A 13,244-nucleotide genomic window follows, 5' to 3' on the forward strand; every position below is an offset into this window, starting at 1 on the left:
TTTCACTCCGCCAGACACGCCTCGAACACCGCGGTCAGCCGCTCGACGTCGGCCGCCGTGGGCTGCTCCGGGCCCAGGCGGCGGCGCATCGCGCCGATGCCCAGGAAGACGGCCGTCGCCATCCTGGCCCGCGCCTGGACGTCCGGGCCGTCGAGCTGCGCGGCCAGCGGATCGAGGATGGACGTGCGCAGGCGCTCGCGCACGACGTCCTGGATCTCCGGATGGGCGGCCGAGCGTTCGAGGGTGCGCAGGACCGGGCTCTCGGGGTCGTGGTGCATGCGCTCGGCCGCGTATTCGGCCAGGCGGCGCGGCAGGCTCCCGGGCTCGCCGGCCAGCAGGGCGACGAACGTGGGCTCGCCTTCGAGCACCGCGCCGAAGAGCCCGGCCTTGGAGCCGAAATAGCGGCCGACCAGCGCAATGTTGGCCTCCGCGGCCGCGGCGATCATGCGGACGGTGACCTGCTCGTACCCGTGCTCGCCGAACAGCACGCGTGCCGCGTCAAGGATGCGCTGCCGGGTGGCCTCGCGTCCGCGGGGCCGGGCGTCCGTCGTCTGGGCGTCCATGTTTCGAACTCTACTCAGGAATAAAGTCACTTGCCGCGCGGCTAGTAAACATACGTATACTCAACCTTGGACAAGTGCGTATGAAGGGGATGTGGTGTCTTGGTAGCCCAGGCACAGGCCGCTCCCCCCGCCCGAAGGCAGTACACCCACCGCGAGATCCTCGAGGTCATGTCCGGGCTCATGCTCGCCATGCTGACGTCGATGATCTCCACTTCCGTGGTGGGCACCGCGTTGCCGACGATCGTGGGGGAACTCGGCGGTCAGGACCAGTACTCATGGGTGGCCAGCGCCACCATGCTGACGATGACGGTCTCGACACCGTTGTGGGGCAAACTGTCCGACCTGTTCGGACGGAAACTGCTCTTCCAGACCGCTCTCGGTCTGTTCGTGGCGGCTTCACTGGTGGCCGGTCTGTCCCAGAACATGGGACAGCTCATCGCGGCACGTGCCGTACAGGGCCTGGGTGTGGGTGGTTTGTCGGCCCTTGCGCAGGTGATCCTGGGAGACATCGTCTCGCCGCGTGAACGCGGCCGGTACTCCGGTTACATGGGGGCCGTCTTCGGGATCTCCACCGTCGCGGGACCGCTGCTCGGCGGGTTCATCGTGGACACCGACTGGCTCGGCTGGCGCTGGTGCTTCTACGTCGTGGTGCCGTTCGCCATCGTCGCGTTCGCGGTGGTGCAGAAGGTGCTGCGGCTGCCCAAGGTCAAGCGGAACACCTCGATCGACATCTGGGGCGCCACGACCATCACGGCCAGCGCGGCCTCGCTGATGCTGCTGCTGACGCTGGGCGGCACCGAGTTCGAGTGGAACTCGTTCTGGACCTACTTCCTGGGCGCGTTCGCCGTGCTCATGCTGGCCCTGGCGGTGCTCGCCGAGCGTACGGCGCGCAACCCGATCCTGCCCCCGCGGCTGTTCAGGAACCGCACGTTCGTGCTCACCAGCGCGGCCTCGCTGTTCGTCGGCATGGCCATGTTCGGCGCGATGATCTACCTGCCGCAGTACCTGCAGATCGTCAAGGGCCTGAGCCCGACGAACTCGGGCCTGATGACGCTGCCCATGGTGGTGGCGCTGTTCCTGGCGGGCGTGATCTCCGGCAAGATCGTCACGAACACCGGCAAGTGGAAGATCTTCCCGGTGGCGGGCCTCGTGATCGTGGCCGTCGGCCTGTTCCTGCTCTCCCGGCTGCACGTCGACTCCAGCGAATGGCTCATCGGCCTCGACGTGGGCGTGCTGGGCATCGGCCTCGGCCTGTCCATGCAGATGCTCATCCTGGCCGCCCAGAACGGCTCCGAGCTGCGCGACATGGCCTCGACCACGGCCGGCGTCTCGTTCTTCCGCTCGCTCGGCGGCGCGATGGGCGTCGCGGGCTTCGGCGCGATCCTGACCAACCGGCAGGCGAGCGAGTTCGCCGACCTCGTGGCCAAGGCCCGCCTCCACCTGCCCGGCACCGGGCAGAAGCTGGGCAGCCCCGCCGCGATCCAGCACCTGCCCGAGCCGCTGAAGGGCATCATCCTGGAGTCCTTCACCCGGGCTCTGGAGACGGTGTTCCTGGTCGGCGTGCCGATCGCGCTGCTCGGGTTCATCGCGGCGCTGTTCCTGAAGGAGCTGCCGCTGCGCGGCACGACGATGCCGGCCGGCCCCAAGCCACTCGGCAAGGACGACCTGGTCCTGGCCGGGCTGCTCCTGGAGCTCATCGCCCAGCGTGTCGAGCGGTCGAACGGCCAGCCGTCCGCGCTGCTCTCCGCGGTCGCCAGGATGGCGCCGCCCGACGGCCGCCCCGAGCGCGAACGCGCCTGGACGGTCGCACAGAACGTGCTTCGGCCCACCTCGCGCGCCCTCATCGCGCAGGCCAGGCCGGCGCAGCAAGACCTCGTATCCGGAGGAGTCTCTCAATGATTCGCAAGTTCGTGGGCGCCGTAGCGGCGGCCCTGGCGGTCATGGCCGGCCTGTGGCTGATGATCGCCCCCTTCGCCCTCGGCACGCAGCCCGAGAACGCCGACTGGGCCGACCCCACCACGACCGAGTTCTTCTCGGGCCTCGGCGTGACCGTCTTCGGTCTCGTGGGCGTCGTCGGCTTCGTCCTGGCCATCCACGAAGAGCTCGTGGTGCGCGGCCTGGTGGCGGTCAAGGAGCGCGTGAAGCCGGAGCCCGAGCACGAGCCCGTGCCCGTCGCGCCGCAGGCGTCCTCCGCCGAGCTGGCCAGCCTGCTCGCCCCGCTCGTGGAGGCGCTGCGCGAGGACATGCACAACCCGAGCCGCGGCGGTGAGCACCGTCAGAACGGCAAGACCACCCTGGTGGGTCTGGAGGAGTCCCGATGAAGACCAAACTGGGCATCGCCGCCCTCGTCCTGCTGTTCCTGACCGGGTTGTGGCTGGTCGCCGCGCCGTTCGCGGTCGGCTACCAGCCCCGGGGCGCCTCGTACGCGAACGCGACGGTCAACGACCTGTGGGTCGGTGGCGGGCTCGCCGCCGTGTCGTTCGTCGCCCTGGTGATCTACGCCGCCGACTCCCTGCGCGAGCTGGCCCGCCGCGGCAAGCACGCGGACGCCTGACGCGAGTCATGCCGTGTTCGGCGGTAGCACAGACTCCGGCTGGGAGCCACTGGAGGGCCGGCTCCCCGCGGGGCAGTTCGAGATCGGCAAGGACGGCGCCGGACTGCTCGTCGTCGGCTTCGACGGGTCGGACCCCAGCCGCAACGCGCTCGCGTACGCGGCCGGGCTGGCCCGTCGGGACGCCGCCGCGCTGCTCGTCGCCTTCGTGGAGCCGATCAACAGCACCACCATGTGGTTCTTCGCCGGCTCTCCGGTCATCCCCGACTCCGCGGCCGACCTCACCGACGACCTCCGGGACGAGCTGAGAGGCGCGGGCGTGCCCTGGCAGTTCGTCAGCGTCCGCGGGGACACCGCCCGGGAGCTGGAGGCACTGGCCAGCTCCTACCGGGCCGACGCCATCGTGGTCGGCAGGTCGCGCTCCTCCTGGCACGCCCTGGGCGGCTCGGTGGCCGTCGGCCTGGCGAAACGGGCTCGCCGTACCGTGCTGATAGTCCCCTGACCTGGCATGACGTCGCATATGGTGGCCAGATGAAACGTACAGCCGCCATGGCGTTCGTGGTGCTCACGTCCGTTTCGTGCGCAGGGCAGGAGCCCGTCGCCTCGTCCGGCGCCACGCCCACGCCTTCCGCGCCGGCATCCGGGACGATCTCGCCCACGACCTCACCGACGAGCGAGCCGAGCCCGACGGCTCCGCCGCCGTTCACGTCGAAGGTCACGAAGGTGGCGCGCGAACGGCTGCCGTACTCGTGGCGGCCCGGGTGCCCGGTCTCCTACCAGGACCTCCGGCTCGTCACCATGTCGTTCTGGGGCTTCGACGACAAACCGCACACGGGCGAGCTGGTCGTCCGCAAAACGGTCACCGACGACATCGAGACCGTCTTCCGCAAGCTGTACGACTGGCGCTGGCCCATCAGGCAGATGAAGCTGGTCGACGTCTACAAAGGCGACGACTTCGCCTCCATCGAGGCGGACAACACCTCGGCATTCAACTGCCGTCGCGCGACCGGCTCCAGCAATTGGTCGAACCATGCGTACGGCCAAGCCATTGACATCAATCCCCGCGAGAACCCATATGTCACTGCAAGCGGTGGCACCGCACACCAAAATGCCAAGAGGTACACCGAGCGCCCACTGAAGGGTAAAGGTGTGGTAAACCCTGGAGACAAGGTCGTAAGGGCCTTCGCCGACGTCGGCTGGGAGTGGGGCGGCTACTGGGCGGGTGCCAAGGACCTGCAACATTTCAGTAAGGGCGGAGGCTGAGACAATCCCTCATGGCGGCTAAGGACGGCGACGGCTGGGCCGAATGCGGGCTCGGACACAGGCATTGGGGCATCCACGGAGCATCGGGCCTGCTCCTCGTCCATCATGACCTGCTCGGCGTGCCCCACGTGCTCATGCAGGAACGCTCGCTGTGGAGCCACCACGGCGGCACCTGGGGCCTGCCCGGCGGCGCCCGCGACAGCCACGAGGACGCCGTCACCAGCGCGCTGCGCGAGGCCCACGAGGAGGCCGCCCTCGGCGGCGACGGGTTCCGCGTGCAGGGCGTCTACCTCGACGACCACGGAGGCTGGACCTTCGAGACGGTGATCGCCGAGTCCGCCGAGCTGGTCCCGGCCAGGCCCGCCAACAGCGAGAGCACCGACCTGCGCTGGCTGCCGCTGCCCGAACTGGCCGGCCGCAAGCTGCACCCCGGCTTCGCCGCCACGTGGGACCGTGTCCAGGCCGCCATCCGCCCCGAGACGATCGTGCTCGACGTCGCCAACATCATCGGCGCGCGCGCCGAGCACGGCTGGTGGAAGGACCGGCTGGGCGCCACCACGCGCCTGCTCACCGAGGTGGCCGAGCTCAGGCTCACCCATCCGGTGTTGTCGCAGTGGTTCCCGCGGGTGGTCGCGGTGGTGGAGGGCGCGGCCAGGAGCACCCCCGAGATCCCGGGGCTTCAGGTGGTCGCGGCCACGGGCAGCGGCGACGACGCGATCGTGGACATCGTGGGCCAGGTGAAGCCGTGGGAGCGGGTGCTCGTCGTCACGGCCGACCGCCGGCTCAAGGAGCGGGTGGCCGAGCTCGGAGCCGAGACCGAGGGCCCCCGCTGGCTGCTGTCACAGCTCGGCCGAGGCTAGACCGCGAACACGCCGTCGGAGGCGGCCGCTCGCAGACCGGTCGGAGCGAGCGCCTCGACCTGGGCCTCCGGATCCGCCGCCTCCTGAACGTACTCCCCTGCCACCACAGCCGCTATCGTGGTGTGCGCACAGGAGGGTTCGCATAGTGGACGAGTGCAGCCGCCTTGAAAGCGGCCAGGTCAGCGATGGCCTCGTGGGTTCGAATCCCACACCCTCCGCTCACTCGCGCATCCCCGCGAACCCGTCGCCCACGCTGGCGGCGAGCTGCAGGTAGGCCTCCCTGGTCGCCTCCTGGAGCCGGTCGAGGTCGATCTCCGCGCCCTCCTCCAGGTGCGGGTCGTACGGCACCATGATCACCGCGCGGCACCTGGCGGCGAAATGGGCCTCCAACTTTCTGATGTCCACCGCCGACTTCGACCGCGGCCGGACGCTGCACAGCACCACGGTCGCGTTCTTCACCAGGTCGGCGTAGTGGTGGGCCTCCAGCCAGTCGAGGGTGGCCGAGGCGGCCCTGGCGCCGTCCACGGAAGGGCTGCTGACCAGCACGATCTGGTCGGCGAGCCCGAGCACGCCGCCCATGGCGGAGTGGAGCAGGCCGGTGCCGCAGTCGGTGATGCAGATGGAGTAGAAGTTCTCCAGCACCTGGGAGACGGCCTGGTAGTCGGAGCCGCTGAACGCCTCCGACACCGACGGGTCGCGGTCGGAGGCCAGCACCTCCAGCCGTGAGGGCGCCTGCGAGGTGAACGCCCTGATGTCCACGTACCGCTTGACCTGGTCGCGCTCGTTGAGCAGGTCGCGCACGGTGGCGGAGGTCTCCAGCACCAGCTTGTCGGACAGCGTGCCCCGGTCGGGGTTGGCGTCGACGGCGATCACGCGGTCGCCGCGCATCTGCGCGAGCGTCGCGCCGAGGCCGACCGTGGTCGTGGTCTTGCCCACGCCGCCCTTCAGGCTCAGCACGGCGACCCGGTGGTGGCCGGTGGTCACAGGGGTGCGTGCCCTGGTCACCAGCTCGCGGCGACGGCGCACCTCCGGCGCCTCGCCCGGCTTGATCCAGCCGCCGGACGCCTTGTAGACCAGCCGCCGCCAGCCCTTGGAGGGCGCGTTGCGCCTGCCGCGCAGCAGCGACTCGGGGTCGAGGCTGTCGGCGGTCGGCCTGCCGGTGAGCGGCGGCCGCTGCGGCGCGGTGAACACGGGGATGGGCGCCGGACGTCGCCGGCGCTCGTGCGGCGGCGGGATCTCCCGCTCGGCCGGCCGCCACTCCTGGCGGTCGCTCCACTGCGGGCGCTCGTCCCGTGGGGCCTCCTGGGGGGCGGGGGCGGGCTCGCCGTGCGTGATCTCGGGCGGCTGGGGGCGGCCCTCGCGGAAGGAGGTGTCGGACCACTGCGGCCGCTCGTCCCAGCGGGGCCGCTCGTCGGCCGGGGCCTCCTCGACCGGCTCTCTCTGTACGCGCTCCTCGACCGGTTCGGGTTCCTCGACGGGCTTGGGCTCCTCGAACCCCCTGGGCTGCTCGAACGTCTTCGGCTGCTCGAACGTCTTCGGCTGCTCGTCGAAGGCCCTGGGCGGCTCTGTGCGGGCGGGCACGTCGAACACCTGGGGCAGCTCGGTGATCATCGGCTGCGTCTCGCTCGACTGCTCGGCGGGCCGCGACCAGTCGGCGGGGGACGGCCAGCCCGGCTCCTCGTCCTGCTCCTCGGCCTTCTCCCCGCTCTCCGCCTGCTCGGGGGACGTGAACGACAACGGGTAGCTGTCGGTGTCGTCAGGCCGCGGCAGCGGCTTGAGCGGCGCCAGGAAGGGGTCCTCGGACCGGCCCAGGCTCACCGGCGGCGCGGCGGGCTCGCCCGCGGCGCTCTCCTGCTCCGTGCCGCCCTCCTGCGTGCCGGCCCGGTCCAGCCACTCCCCGGCCTCGCTCTCCTCCTCGGGCAGCTCCTCGGCCGCCGCGTGGCCGTACACGGAGTCGACGGCGGCGCGGAACAGCGGCGGCGTCGGCGTGTCATGGGCCGGTACGAGCAGCCACGGGTCCTTGGGGTACGGCGAAGCGACCGGCTCGTCCACCGACGCGGACGAGGCTCCGACGGAGACCGGCGTCTCCTCCGTCTCCTTGATCGCGTCCAGCCAGGCCAGCTGTTCCTCGAGAGATTCTTCTCGATCGTGTCTTGCCACCGTGTTCCCCCTCGGGTGGGTCTAAAGGGGCAGCAAATACTTTGCAGGTTAACGCCACGCGTTCCCGCGCAGCTCGGCAACCCACAACTTCTTTGCCCGGCTACCGTGGATCGCATGCGAGCCATTGAGATCACCGAACCGGGTGGACCCGAGGTCCTGGAGTGGCGTGAGGTGCCCGATCCGTCCGTCGGGCGCGGCGACGTGCTCATCGACGTGGCCGCCTCGGCGGTGAACCGCGCGGACGTCCACCAGCGGCACGGCTTCTACGACCCGCCTGCCGGCGCACCCCCGTACCCGGGGCTGGAGGTGTCGGGCGTGGTGGCCGCCGTGGGGGCGGACGTCGAGCAGTTCAAGGCCGGGGACGAGGTGTGCGCGCTGCTCGCCGGCGGCGGTTACGCCGAGCGCGTGGCGGTGCCCTGGCAGCAGGTCATGCCCGCGCCGCAAGGCGTGCCGCTGGAGGAGGCGGCGGGGCTGCCCGAGGCGGCGTGCACGGTGTGGTCGAACGTCTTCATGGTCGGCCGGCTGCGCCGCGGCGAGACCCTGCTGGTGCACGGCGGCGCCAGCGGCATCGGCACGTTCGCGGTGCAGCTCGCCAAGGCGCTCGGCTCGCGGGTGGCGGCCACGGTCGGGTCCGAGGCGAAGGCCGAGCAGGTCAGGAAGCTGGGCGCGGACGAGGTCGTCAACTACCGCGAGGAGGACTTCGCCGACCGGGTGGAGGCCGACGTCATCCTCGACATCATGGGCGCCAAATACCTGGCGGCCAACGTACGGGCGCTGCGCACCGGCGGCCGGCTGGTGGTCATCGGCCTCCAGGGCGGCGGGAAGGCCGAGCTCGACCTCGGCGCGCTGCTGACCAAGCGGGCCGCCGTCCACGGCACCACGCTGCGCGCCCGTCCGGTGGACGAGAAGGGCGTCATCGTGCGCAGCGTCGTGGACAACGTTTGGCCGCTGGTCGAGGCGGGTGCCGTACGTCCGATCGTGTACGCGAGGGTGCCCATGGCGGAGGCGGCCGATGCACACCGAATGTTGGATTCGGGAGAGCACGTCGGCAAGATCCTGCTAGTACGGTGAGTGTTATGAATGCTGAGGACAACAACACCCCTCACATCGTGGTGGTGGGGCCCGACTTCCAAGGTCAGGGCGACAGCGGTGAAGAGGAGCGCTCGGTCACCAACCTGGTCGAGCAGCCCGCCAAGGTGATGCGCATCGGCAGCATGATCAGGCAGCTGCTGGAGGAGGTGCGCGCGGCCCCGCTCGACGAGGCCAGCCGCAAGCGCTTGAAGGAGATCCACGAGTCCTCCATCAAGGAGCTTGAGGACGGTTTGGCGCCGGAGCTGGTCGACGAGCTGGAACGGTTGTCGCTCCCGTTCACCGACGACAACGGCACGCCGCCCAGCGAGGCCGAGCTGCGTATCGCGCATGCCCAGCTCGTGGGCTGGCTGGAGGGTTTGTTCCACGGTATCCAGACCACCCTTTTCGCCCAGCAGATGGCGGCCAGGGCGCAGTTGGAGCAGATGCGTCGGGCGCTGCCCGGTGTACCGCAGGGTGACGAGGGCCACCGGCCGCCGAGCGGTTCCGGCCCCTACCTGTAGAGCCGCTCCAGCACCTGAGCGACGCCGTCCTCGTCGTTGGACGCGGTCACGTGATCGACCGCCGCCAGCACGTCGGGGTGGGCGTTCGCGACGGCGTACGACGTGCCTGCCCAGCTCAGCATGGGCAGGTCGTTCGGCATGTCGCCGAATGCGATCACCTGGGCCGGCTTGATCTCGTGCCGCCCGGCCAGCGCGGCCAGCGCCGTGGCCTTTGTCACGCCCTGGGCGCTCATCTCGACCAGGCCGCCGGAGCTGGAATGGGTCGCGGTCACCAGGTGCCCGACCAGGTCGTGCACGGCCGCGTGCAGCTCGTCGGCGCCCATGTCGGGATGAAGGGCGAGCAGCTTGGCGCATGGCCGGGCAGTCAGCGCGTCCCGGTCAATCCGGACAACTCCGACCCCCTTGCGATCCAGCCCGCCGAGCCTGAAATCTGACTCATGCGCAAAACCACCTTCATACTCGACCGAAAATGCGAGATCGGACACGTTCGCTCGTAGCTGAGCGACGACTTCCCCGAGTACGTCGGCTTCGATCAGGTGAGATTCCACTATCCGTTCGGTATGGAGATCGTAGATCAGTGCACCGTTCGCGCATATGGCCAGGCCACGGTGCCTTACGGCGCCCGCGACCCCGCTCATCCACCTCGGCGGCCGGCCGGTCACGAAGACCAGCGCGGCCCCGGATTCCTCGACTTTCGCGAAGGCCGCAGCCGTCCGGGGAGACACGGTTCCGTCGGCGCGCAGAGCGGTGCCGTCGAGGTCGGTGGCCACTAGGCGCGGCGGTGCAAGGCTTCGCATAACAGGTTCCAGTTTGCCCGGTGATGCCGCCTGACAGAAATCTTCGTAGGGACGGGAACACCAACGCGCCAGAATGGTGTTAGATGTGATGGCGTTGTATTAGCTGATCCCGTAGTGAAAACCAGCATGACTTTGTCTGAGCCACCCCGGGTGCTTGCTGTACGACACACCGGGATCCACGAGGTGTGGATCCCATAGATTCACATCCTGAGGGAGAGCTTTTATGGCTCAGGGAACCGTCAAGTGGTTCAACGCCGAGAAGGGCTTCGGCTTCATCGCCCCGGACGGCGGTGCGCCGGACGTGTTCGTGCACTTCTCCGAGATCGTCGGCAACGGCTACCGCAGCCTTGAAGACGGCCAGCGGGTCGAGTTCGAGATCACGCAGGGACAGAAGGGGCCGCAGGCCTCCCAGGTCCGTGCCCTCTGACCTGTAGTTCGTAGTTCGACAAGTAAGACCGGGGTCCGCATTCCAGCGGACTCCGGTCTTTTTGCTTCTCACCCCGACCGAGCTTCCGGACAACCGCATCCATGCCTTCGGAACGAGCCTCACAACGCCGTGGTGGCCCTGACGGGTGTCATCCGGTCTCCTGCATTGTCCAGACATGTGCTCGCGCGTAAGGGCCACCTGAAGCCCTCACAGGGCCGGTTCGCCACACAGGCATTGTTCATCCACAGGTGCGCGTCATCCTGTGGAAAACTCCTGCCGTGACCGGGAAGCCTCACAAGTCAGTCACGGCCTTGCGGAAAGCTCAACTTCCCGCCACTCTCCGCCATCCACCCGTATATGAGGTACGCGTGGTTATGTCACCCCGTGACCATCACCGGGGTCATCGTGCTCTTGGTCAACGACCACCTTCTCAAACCGCTCTGGCCGGGCTTCCTCACCGGCAAGCTCAGTGACCTGGCCGGACTCGTGGTCGCCCCCGCCCTGGCGGCACTGCTCCTCGGACGCCGCGCCGACCTGGCGGCCACCGTCCTGACCGGCCTGCTGTTCACGTTCGTGAAGACCACCGGGACGGGCGCCGAGCTCGCCTCCCAAGCCTGGAGCCTCGTCGCCGGGCCCTCGCGCGTCCTGGCCGACCCCACGGACCTGATCGCCCTGCCCGCCCTCGCCCTGGCCTGGTGGGTACGGCGGCGCAGCGCCACCACGGACTCCCCGCGCCGGCGGATCATGGCCACCGTGCCCCTGGCCGTCCTGGCCGTGACCGCCACGGCCGCGCCCGTCTCGCCGCTTGAGGCCGTGTCCGTGGACGTGACCGCTTCGGGCAAGATCGTCGTACGGACGACCGCCGCCGTACATGACTCCCGCCTCTCCGACGACGGCGGGACCACCTGGACCGACGGCACGGCCCCGGCCTCGACGCGGACGTCGATCAGCGCCCAGTGCGTCCCCGGCCACGTGACCCGCTGCTACCGCGTCCGCCAGGACCGCCTGGGCGTGGACCAGTCCGACGACGGCGGCCGGACCTGGCAGCCCTCCTGGCCACCGTCCCCCGGCGCCCAGGACCGGCTGGCCAGGCAGTACGACGTGGACGAGAGCTCGCTCAGGTCCTACGACCTGGCGGTGCAGGCGAGGCCGGGAGGGCACGTCGTGGTCGTCGCCAACGGCGTGGACGGCATCCTGGTCCGGGACGTGTCGGGCGCCTGGCGCCGCCTCGGCTGGTCCTACAGCGCCGACGCCGTGCAGGCCGACGAGGTGGACCTCACGCCCGAACGGAACATCGCGCTCTTCCTGGCCGTGTGCATGCTGCTCGGCGGCGTCGGCGCCGGGATGCGCAGGCGCCAGGGCTGGTTCGCGGGATCAGGGGTGATCGGCGCGCTGGCCATGTACGCCGCGCTGGACAGCGAGACCCACAAGGTGCTGCTCGTCAACCTCACCGGCTTGTTCGGCTGGTCGGTGGCGCTGGCGACCGGGGTGGCATGCGTCATGTTCGCCTGGGACGGAAAGCCGCGGGCGGTGAGCGCGACGGTCGGCTTGGTGGCCGCGCCGCTGGTCTACGCGGCCGTCTACCTGCCCTTCCGCGGCTGGGCGATCGGCACGCCCGAGACCCATGGCACCGCCGCCGCGCTGGCGGCCGTGCTGACCTGCCTGGTCGTGGTGGCGGGCGCCGCCGTCATCGCGATCGACGCCCGCCGCCACCCCTACTTGGACGGCTCCAGCACGTCGAGCCCCACGTAGGGACGCAGTGCCTTGGGAACCACCACCGAGCCGTCGGCCTGCTGGTGGTTCTCCAGGATCGCCACGATCCACCGGGTGGTGGCCAGCGTGCCGTTGAGCGTGGCCAGATGCTGAGGCTTGCCGTCCTTGTCCCGATAACGGACGGCGAGCCTGCGGGACTGGAACTCGGTGCAGTTGGAGGTCGAGGTCAGCTCGCGGTAGCGGCCCTGGGTCGGGATCCAGGCCTCGCAGTCGAACTTGCGCGCCGCCGACATGCCGAGATCGCCCGCCGCCGTGTCGATGATCCGGTAGGGGACCTCGATCTTGGCGAGCATCTCCTTCTCCCAGGCCAGCAGCCGCTGGTGCTCCTCGTGCGCGTCCTCGGGACGGACGTAGGAGAACATCTCCACCTTGTCGAACTGGTGGACCCTGATGATGCCCCGGGTGTCCTTGCCGTACGAGCCGGCCTCGCGCCGGAAGCACGACGACCAGCCGGCGTAGCGCAGCGGCAGCTCGTCGCCGCTCACGATCTCGTTGGCGTGGTAGCCGGCCAGCGCCACCTCGGAGGTGCCGACCAGGTAGAGGTCGTCCTCGGGCAGGCGGTAGATCTCCTTGTCGTGGGCGACGTGGAAGCCGGTGCCCTGCATGGTCTCCGGCTTGACCAGCACCGGCGTGATCATCGGCGTGAACCCGGCCTCGATCGCCTGCTGCATCGCCATGTTGAGCAGGCCGAGCTGGAGCCGGGCGCCGACGCCCTTGAGGAAGAAGAACCGCGAGCCGGACACCTTGGCGCCGCGCTCCATGTCGATCGCGCCGAGCGCCTCGCCCAGCTCCAGGTGGTCCTTCGGCTCGAAGTCGAACTCGCGCGGCGTGCCGGACGTCTCCAGGACGACATAGTCGTCCTCGCCACCGGGAGGGGCGCCCTCCTCGACGATGTTGGGCACCGTCTGCATGAGCTCGTCGAGCTCGGCGGCCAGCTTCTCCGCCTCGGCCTCGGCGGCCTTGACCTGGCTCGCGAGGTCCTTGGCCCGCTGGAGCAGCGCGGCCTTCTCCTCGCCCTGCGCCTTGGAGACCGACTTGCCCATGCTCTTTTGCTCAGCGCGCATCGACTCGAACGAGGTCAGCGCGGATCGGTGACGCTCATCGAGGTCGAGCAGCGTTGCGACGACGGAGTCGTCCTCACCGCGGGCACGCTGCGACGCCCGTAGCCGGTCGGGATCCTCACGAAGGGTACGCAGGTCAATCACAAGGAAAGGCTACCGGCGCGCGCCCCCGACCCGCCCCCGGATTCCCCGGCACG

At 69.8% G+C, this 13,244-nt stretch carries 14 protein-coding genes and 1 tRNA gene; 11 read left to right on the forward strand and 4 right to left on the reverse strand.

What is annotated here, in order from left to right; translation table 11 throughout:
- Positions 1 to 2 precede the first annotated feature (2 nt).
- On the reverse strand, positions 3 to 563 hold the full coding sequence (locus tag ABZ815_RS02310) for a TetR family transcriptional regulator (RefSeq protein ID WP_357693060.1): 561 nt from the start codon (positions 561 to 563) through the stop codon (positions 3 to 5).
- A 99-nt stretch (positions 564 to 662) separates the two neighbouring features.
- Between ABZ815_RS02310 and ABZ815_RS02315 the strand changes: the two genes are divergently transcribed.
- The 7 genes from ABZ815_RS02315 to ABZ815_RS02345 all read left to right on the forward strand — a co-directional run bounded on the left by ABZ815_RS02315 (position 663) and on the right by ABZ815_RS02345 (position 5,455).
- The gene (locus ABZ815_RS02315; RefSeq protein ID WP_357693062.1) at positions 663 to 2,462 is read left to right on the forward strand and encodes an MDR family MFS transporter; all 1,800 of its coding nucleotides are present in this window, start codon (positions 663 to 665) and stop codon (positions 2,460 to 2,462) included.
- Positions 2,459 to 2,884, forward strand: coding sequence for a hypothetical protein (locus ABZ815_RS02320; protein ID WP_357693064.1), 426 nt, complete (start codon positions 2,459 to 2,461; stop codon positions 2,882 to 2,884). The genes ABZ815_RS02315 and ABZ815_RS02320 overlap by 4 nt, the downstream gene beginning before the upstream one ends.
- Positions 2,881 to 3,117, forward strand: coding sequence for a hypothetical protein (locus tag ABZ815_RS02325; protein WP_357693066.1), 237 nt, complete (start codon positions 2,881 to 2,883; stop codon positions 3,115 to 3,117). The genes ABZ815_RS02320 and ABZ815_RS02325 overlap by 4 nt, the downstream gene beginning before the upstream one ends.
- Positions 3,118 to 3,130: 13 nt before the next feature.
- Complete coding sequence (locus tag ABZ815_RS02330) at positions 3,131 to 3,616, forward strand: universal stress protein (RefSeq protein WP_357693068.1); 486 nt, start codon at positions 3,131 to 3,133, stop codon at positions 3,614 to 3,616.
- A 29-nt stretch (positions 3,617 to 3,645) separates the two neighbouring features.
- The gene (locus ABZ815_RS02335) at positions 3,646 to 4,377 is read left to right on the forward strand and encodes a M15 family metallopeptidase (protein ID WP_357693070.1); all 732 of its coding nucleotides are present in this window, start codon (positions 3,646 to 3,648) and stop codon (positions 4,375 to 4,377) included.
- Positions 4,378 to 4,388: 11 nt separating this feature from the next.
- Positions 4,389 to 5,237, forward strand: a complete 849-nt coding sequence (locus ABZ815_RS02340) for an NUDIX domain-containing protein (protein ID WP_357693072.1) — start codon at positions 4,389 to 4,391, stop codon at positions 5,235 to 5,237.
- A gap of 131 nt (positions 5,238 to 5,368) precedes the next feature.
- Positions 5,369 to 5,455 (forward strand) — tRNA-Ser (locus tag ABZ815_RS02345).
- A 1-nt stretch (position 5,456) separates the two neighbouring features.
- On the opposite strand, the gene ABZ815_RS02350 is transcribed toward ABZ815_RS02345, so the two are convergent.
- Positions 5,457 to 7,397 carry an AAA family ATPase gene (locus ABZ815_RS02350; protein WP_357693074.1) on the reverse strand — a complete coding sequence of 647 codons (1,941 nt, stop codon included), beginning with the start codon at positions 7,395 to 7,397 and terminating at the stop codon, positions 5,457 to 5,459.
- Between the two features lie 114 nt (positions 7,398 to 7,511).
- On the opposite strand from ABZ815_RS02350, the gene ABZ815_RS02355 reads away from it, so the two are divergent.
- Both ABZ815_RS02355 and ABZ815_RS02360 read left to right on the forward strand, forming a co-directional pair.
- Complete coding sequence (locus ABZ815_RS02355; RefSeq protein WP_357693076.1) at positions 7,512 to 8,468, forward strand: NAD(P)H-quinone oxidoreductase; 957 nt, start codon at positions 7,512 to 7,514, stop codon at positions 8,466 to 8,468.
- Positions 8,469 to 8,473: 5 nt separating this feature from the next.
- Positions 8,474 to 8,989, forward strand: a complete 516-nt coding sequence (locus ABZ815_RS02360; RefSeq protein ID WP_357693078.1) for a bacterial proteasome activator family protein — start codon at positions 8,474 to 8,476, stop codon at positions 8,987 to 8,989.
- Here ABZ815_RS02360 and ABZ815_RS02365 read toward each other — a convergent pair.
- Positions 8,980 to 9,759: an HAD family hydrolase gene (locus tag ABZ815_RS02365; RefSeq protein WP_357693080.1), complete on the reverse strand. Its 780-nt coding sequence runs from the start codon at positions 9,757 to 9,759 to the stop codon at positions 8,980 to 8,982. The genes ABZ815_RS02360 and ABZ815_RS02365 overlap by 10 nt on opposite strands.
- Before the next feature lie 250 nt (positions 9,760 to 10,009).
- Here ABZ815_RS02365 and ABZ815_RS02370 point away from each other — a divergent pair, with 250 nt between their 5' ends.
- Both ABZ815_RS02370 and ABZ815_RS02375 read left to right on the forward strand, forming a co-directional pair.
- On the forward strand, positions 10,010 to 10,213 hold the full coding sequence (locus ABZ815_RS02370) for a cold-shock protein (protein ID WP_080043977.1): 204 nt from the start codon (positions 10,010 to 10,012) through the stop codon (positions 10,211 to 10,213).
- A gap of 384 nt (positions 10,214 to 10,597) precedes the next feature.
- Entirely contained in the window at positions 10,598 to 11,965 is a 1,368-nt protein-coding gene (locus ABZ815_RS02375; RefSeq protein ID WP_357693083.1) for a hypothetical protein, read from the forward strand.
- Here ABZ815_RS02375 and serS read toward each other — a convergent pair.
- Positions 11,929 to 13,191, reverse strand: a complete 1,263-nt coding sequence (gene serS / locus ABZ815_RS02380) for a serine--tRNA ligase (protein WP_357693085.1) — start codon at positions 13,189 to 13,191, stop codon at positions 11,929 to 11,931. The two genes, ABZ815_RS02375 and serS, sit on opposite strands and share 37 nt — an antisense overlap.
- Positions 13,192 to 13,244 lie beyond the last annotated feature (53 nt).

It is taken from the genome of Nonomuraea sp. NPDC047529 (assembly GCF_040642995.1).
Taxonomy (GTDB): Bacteria; Actinomycetota; Actinomycetes; order Streptosporangiales; family Streptosporangiaceae; genus Nonomuraea.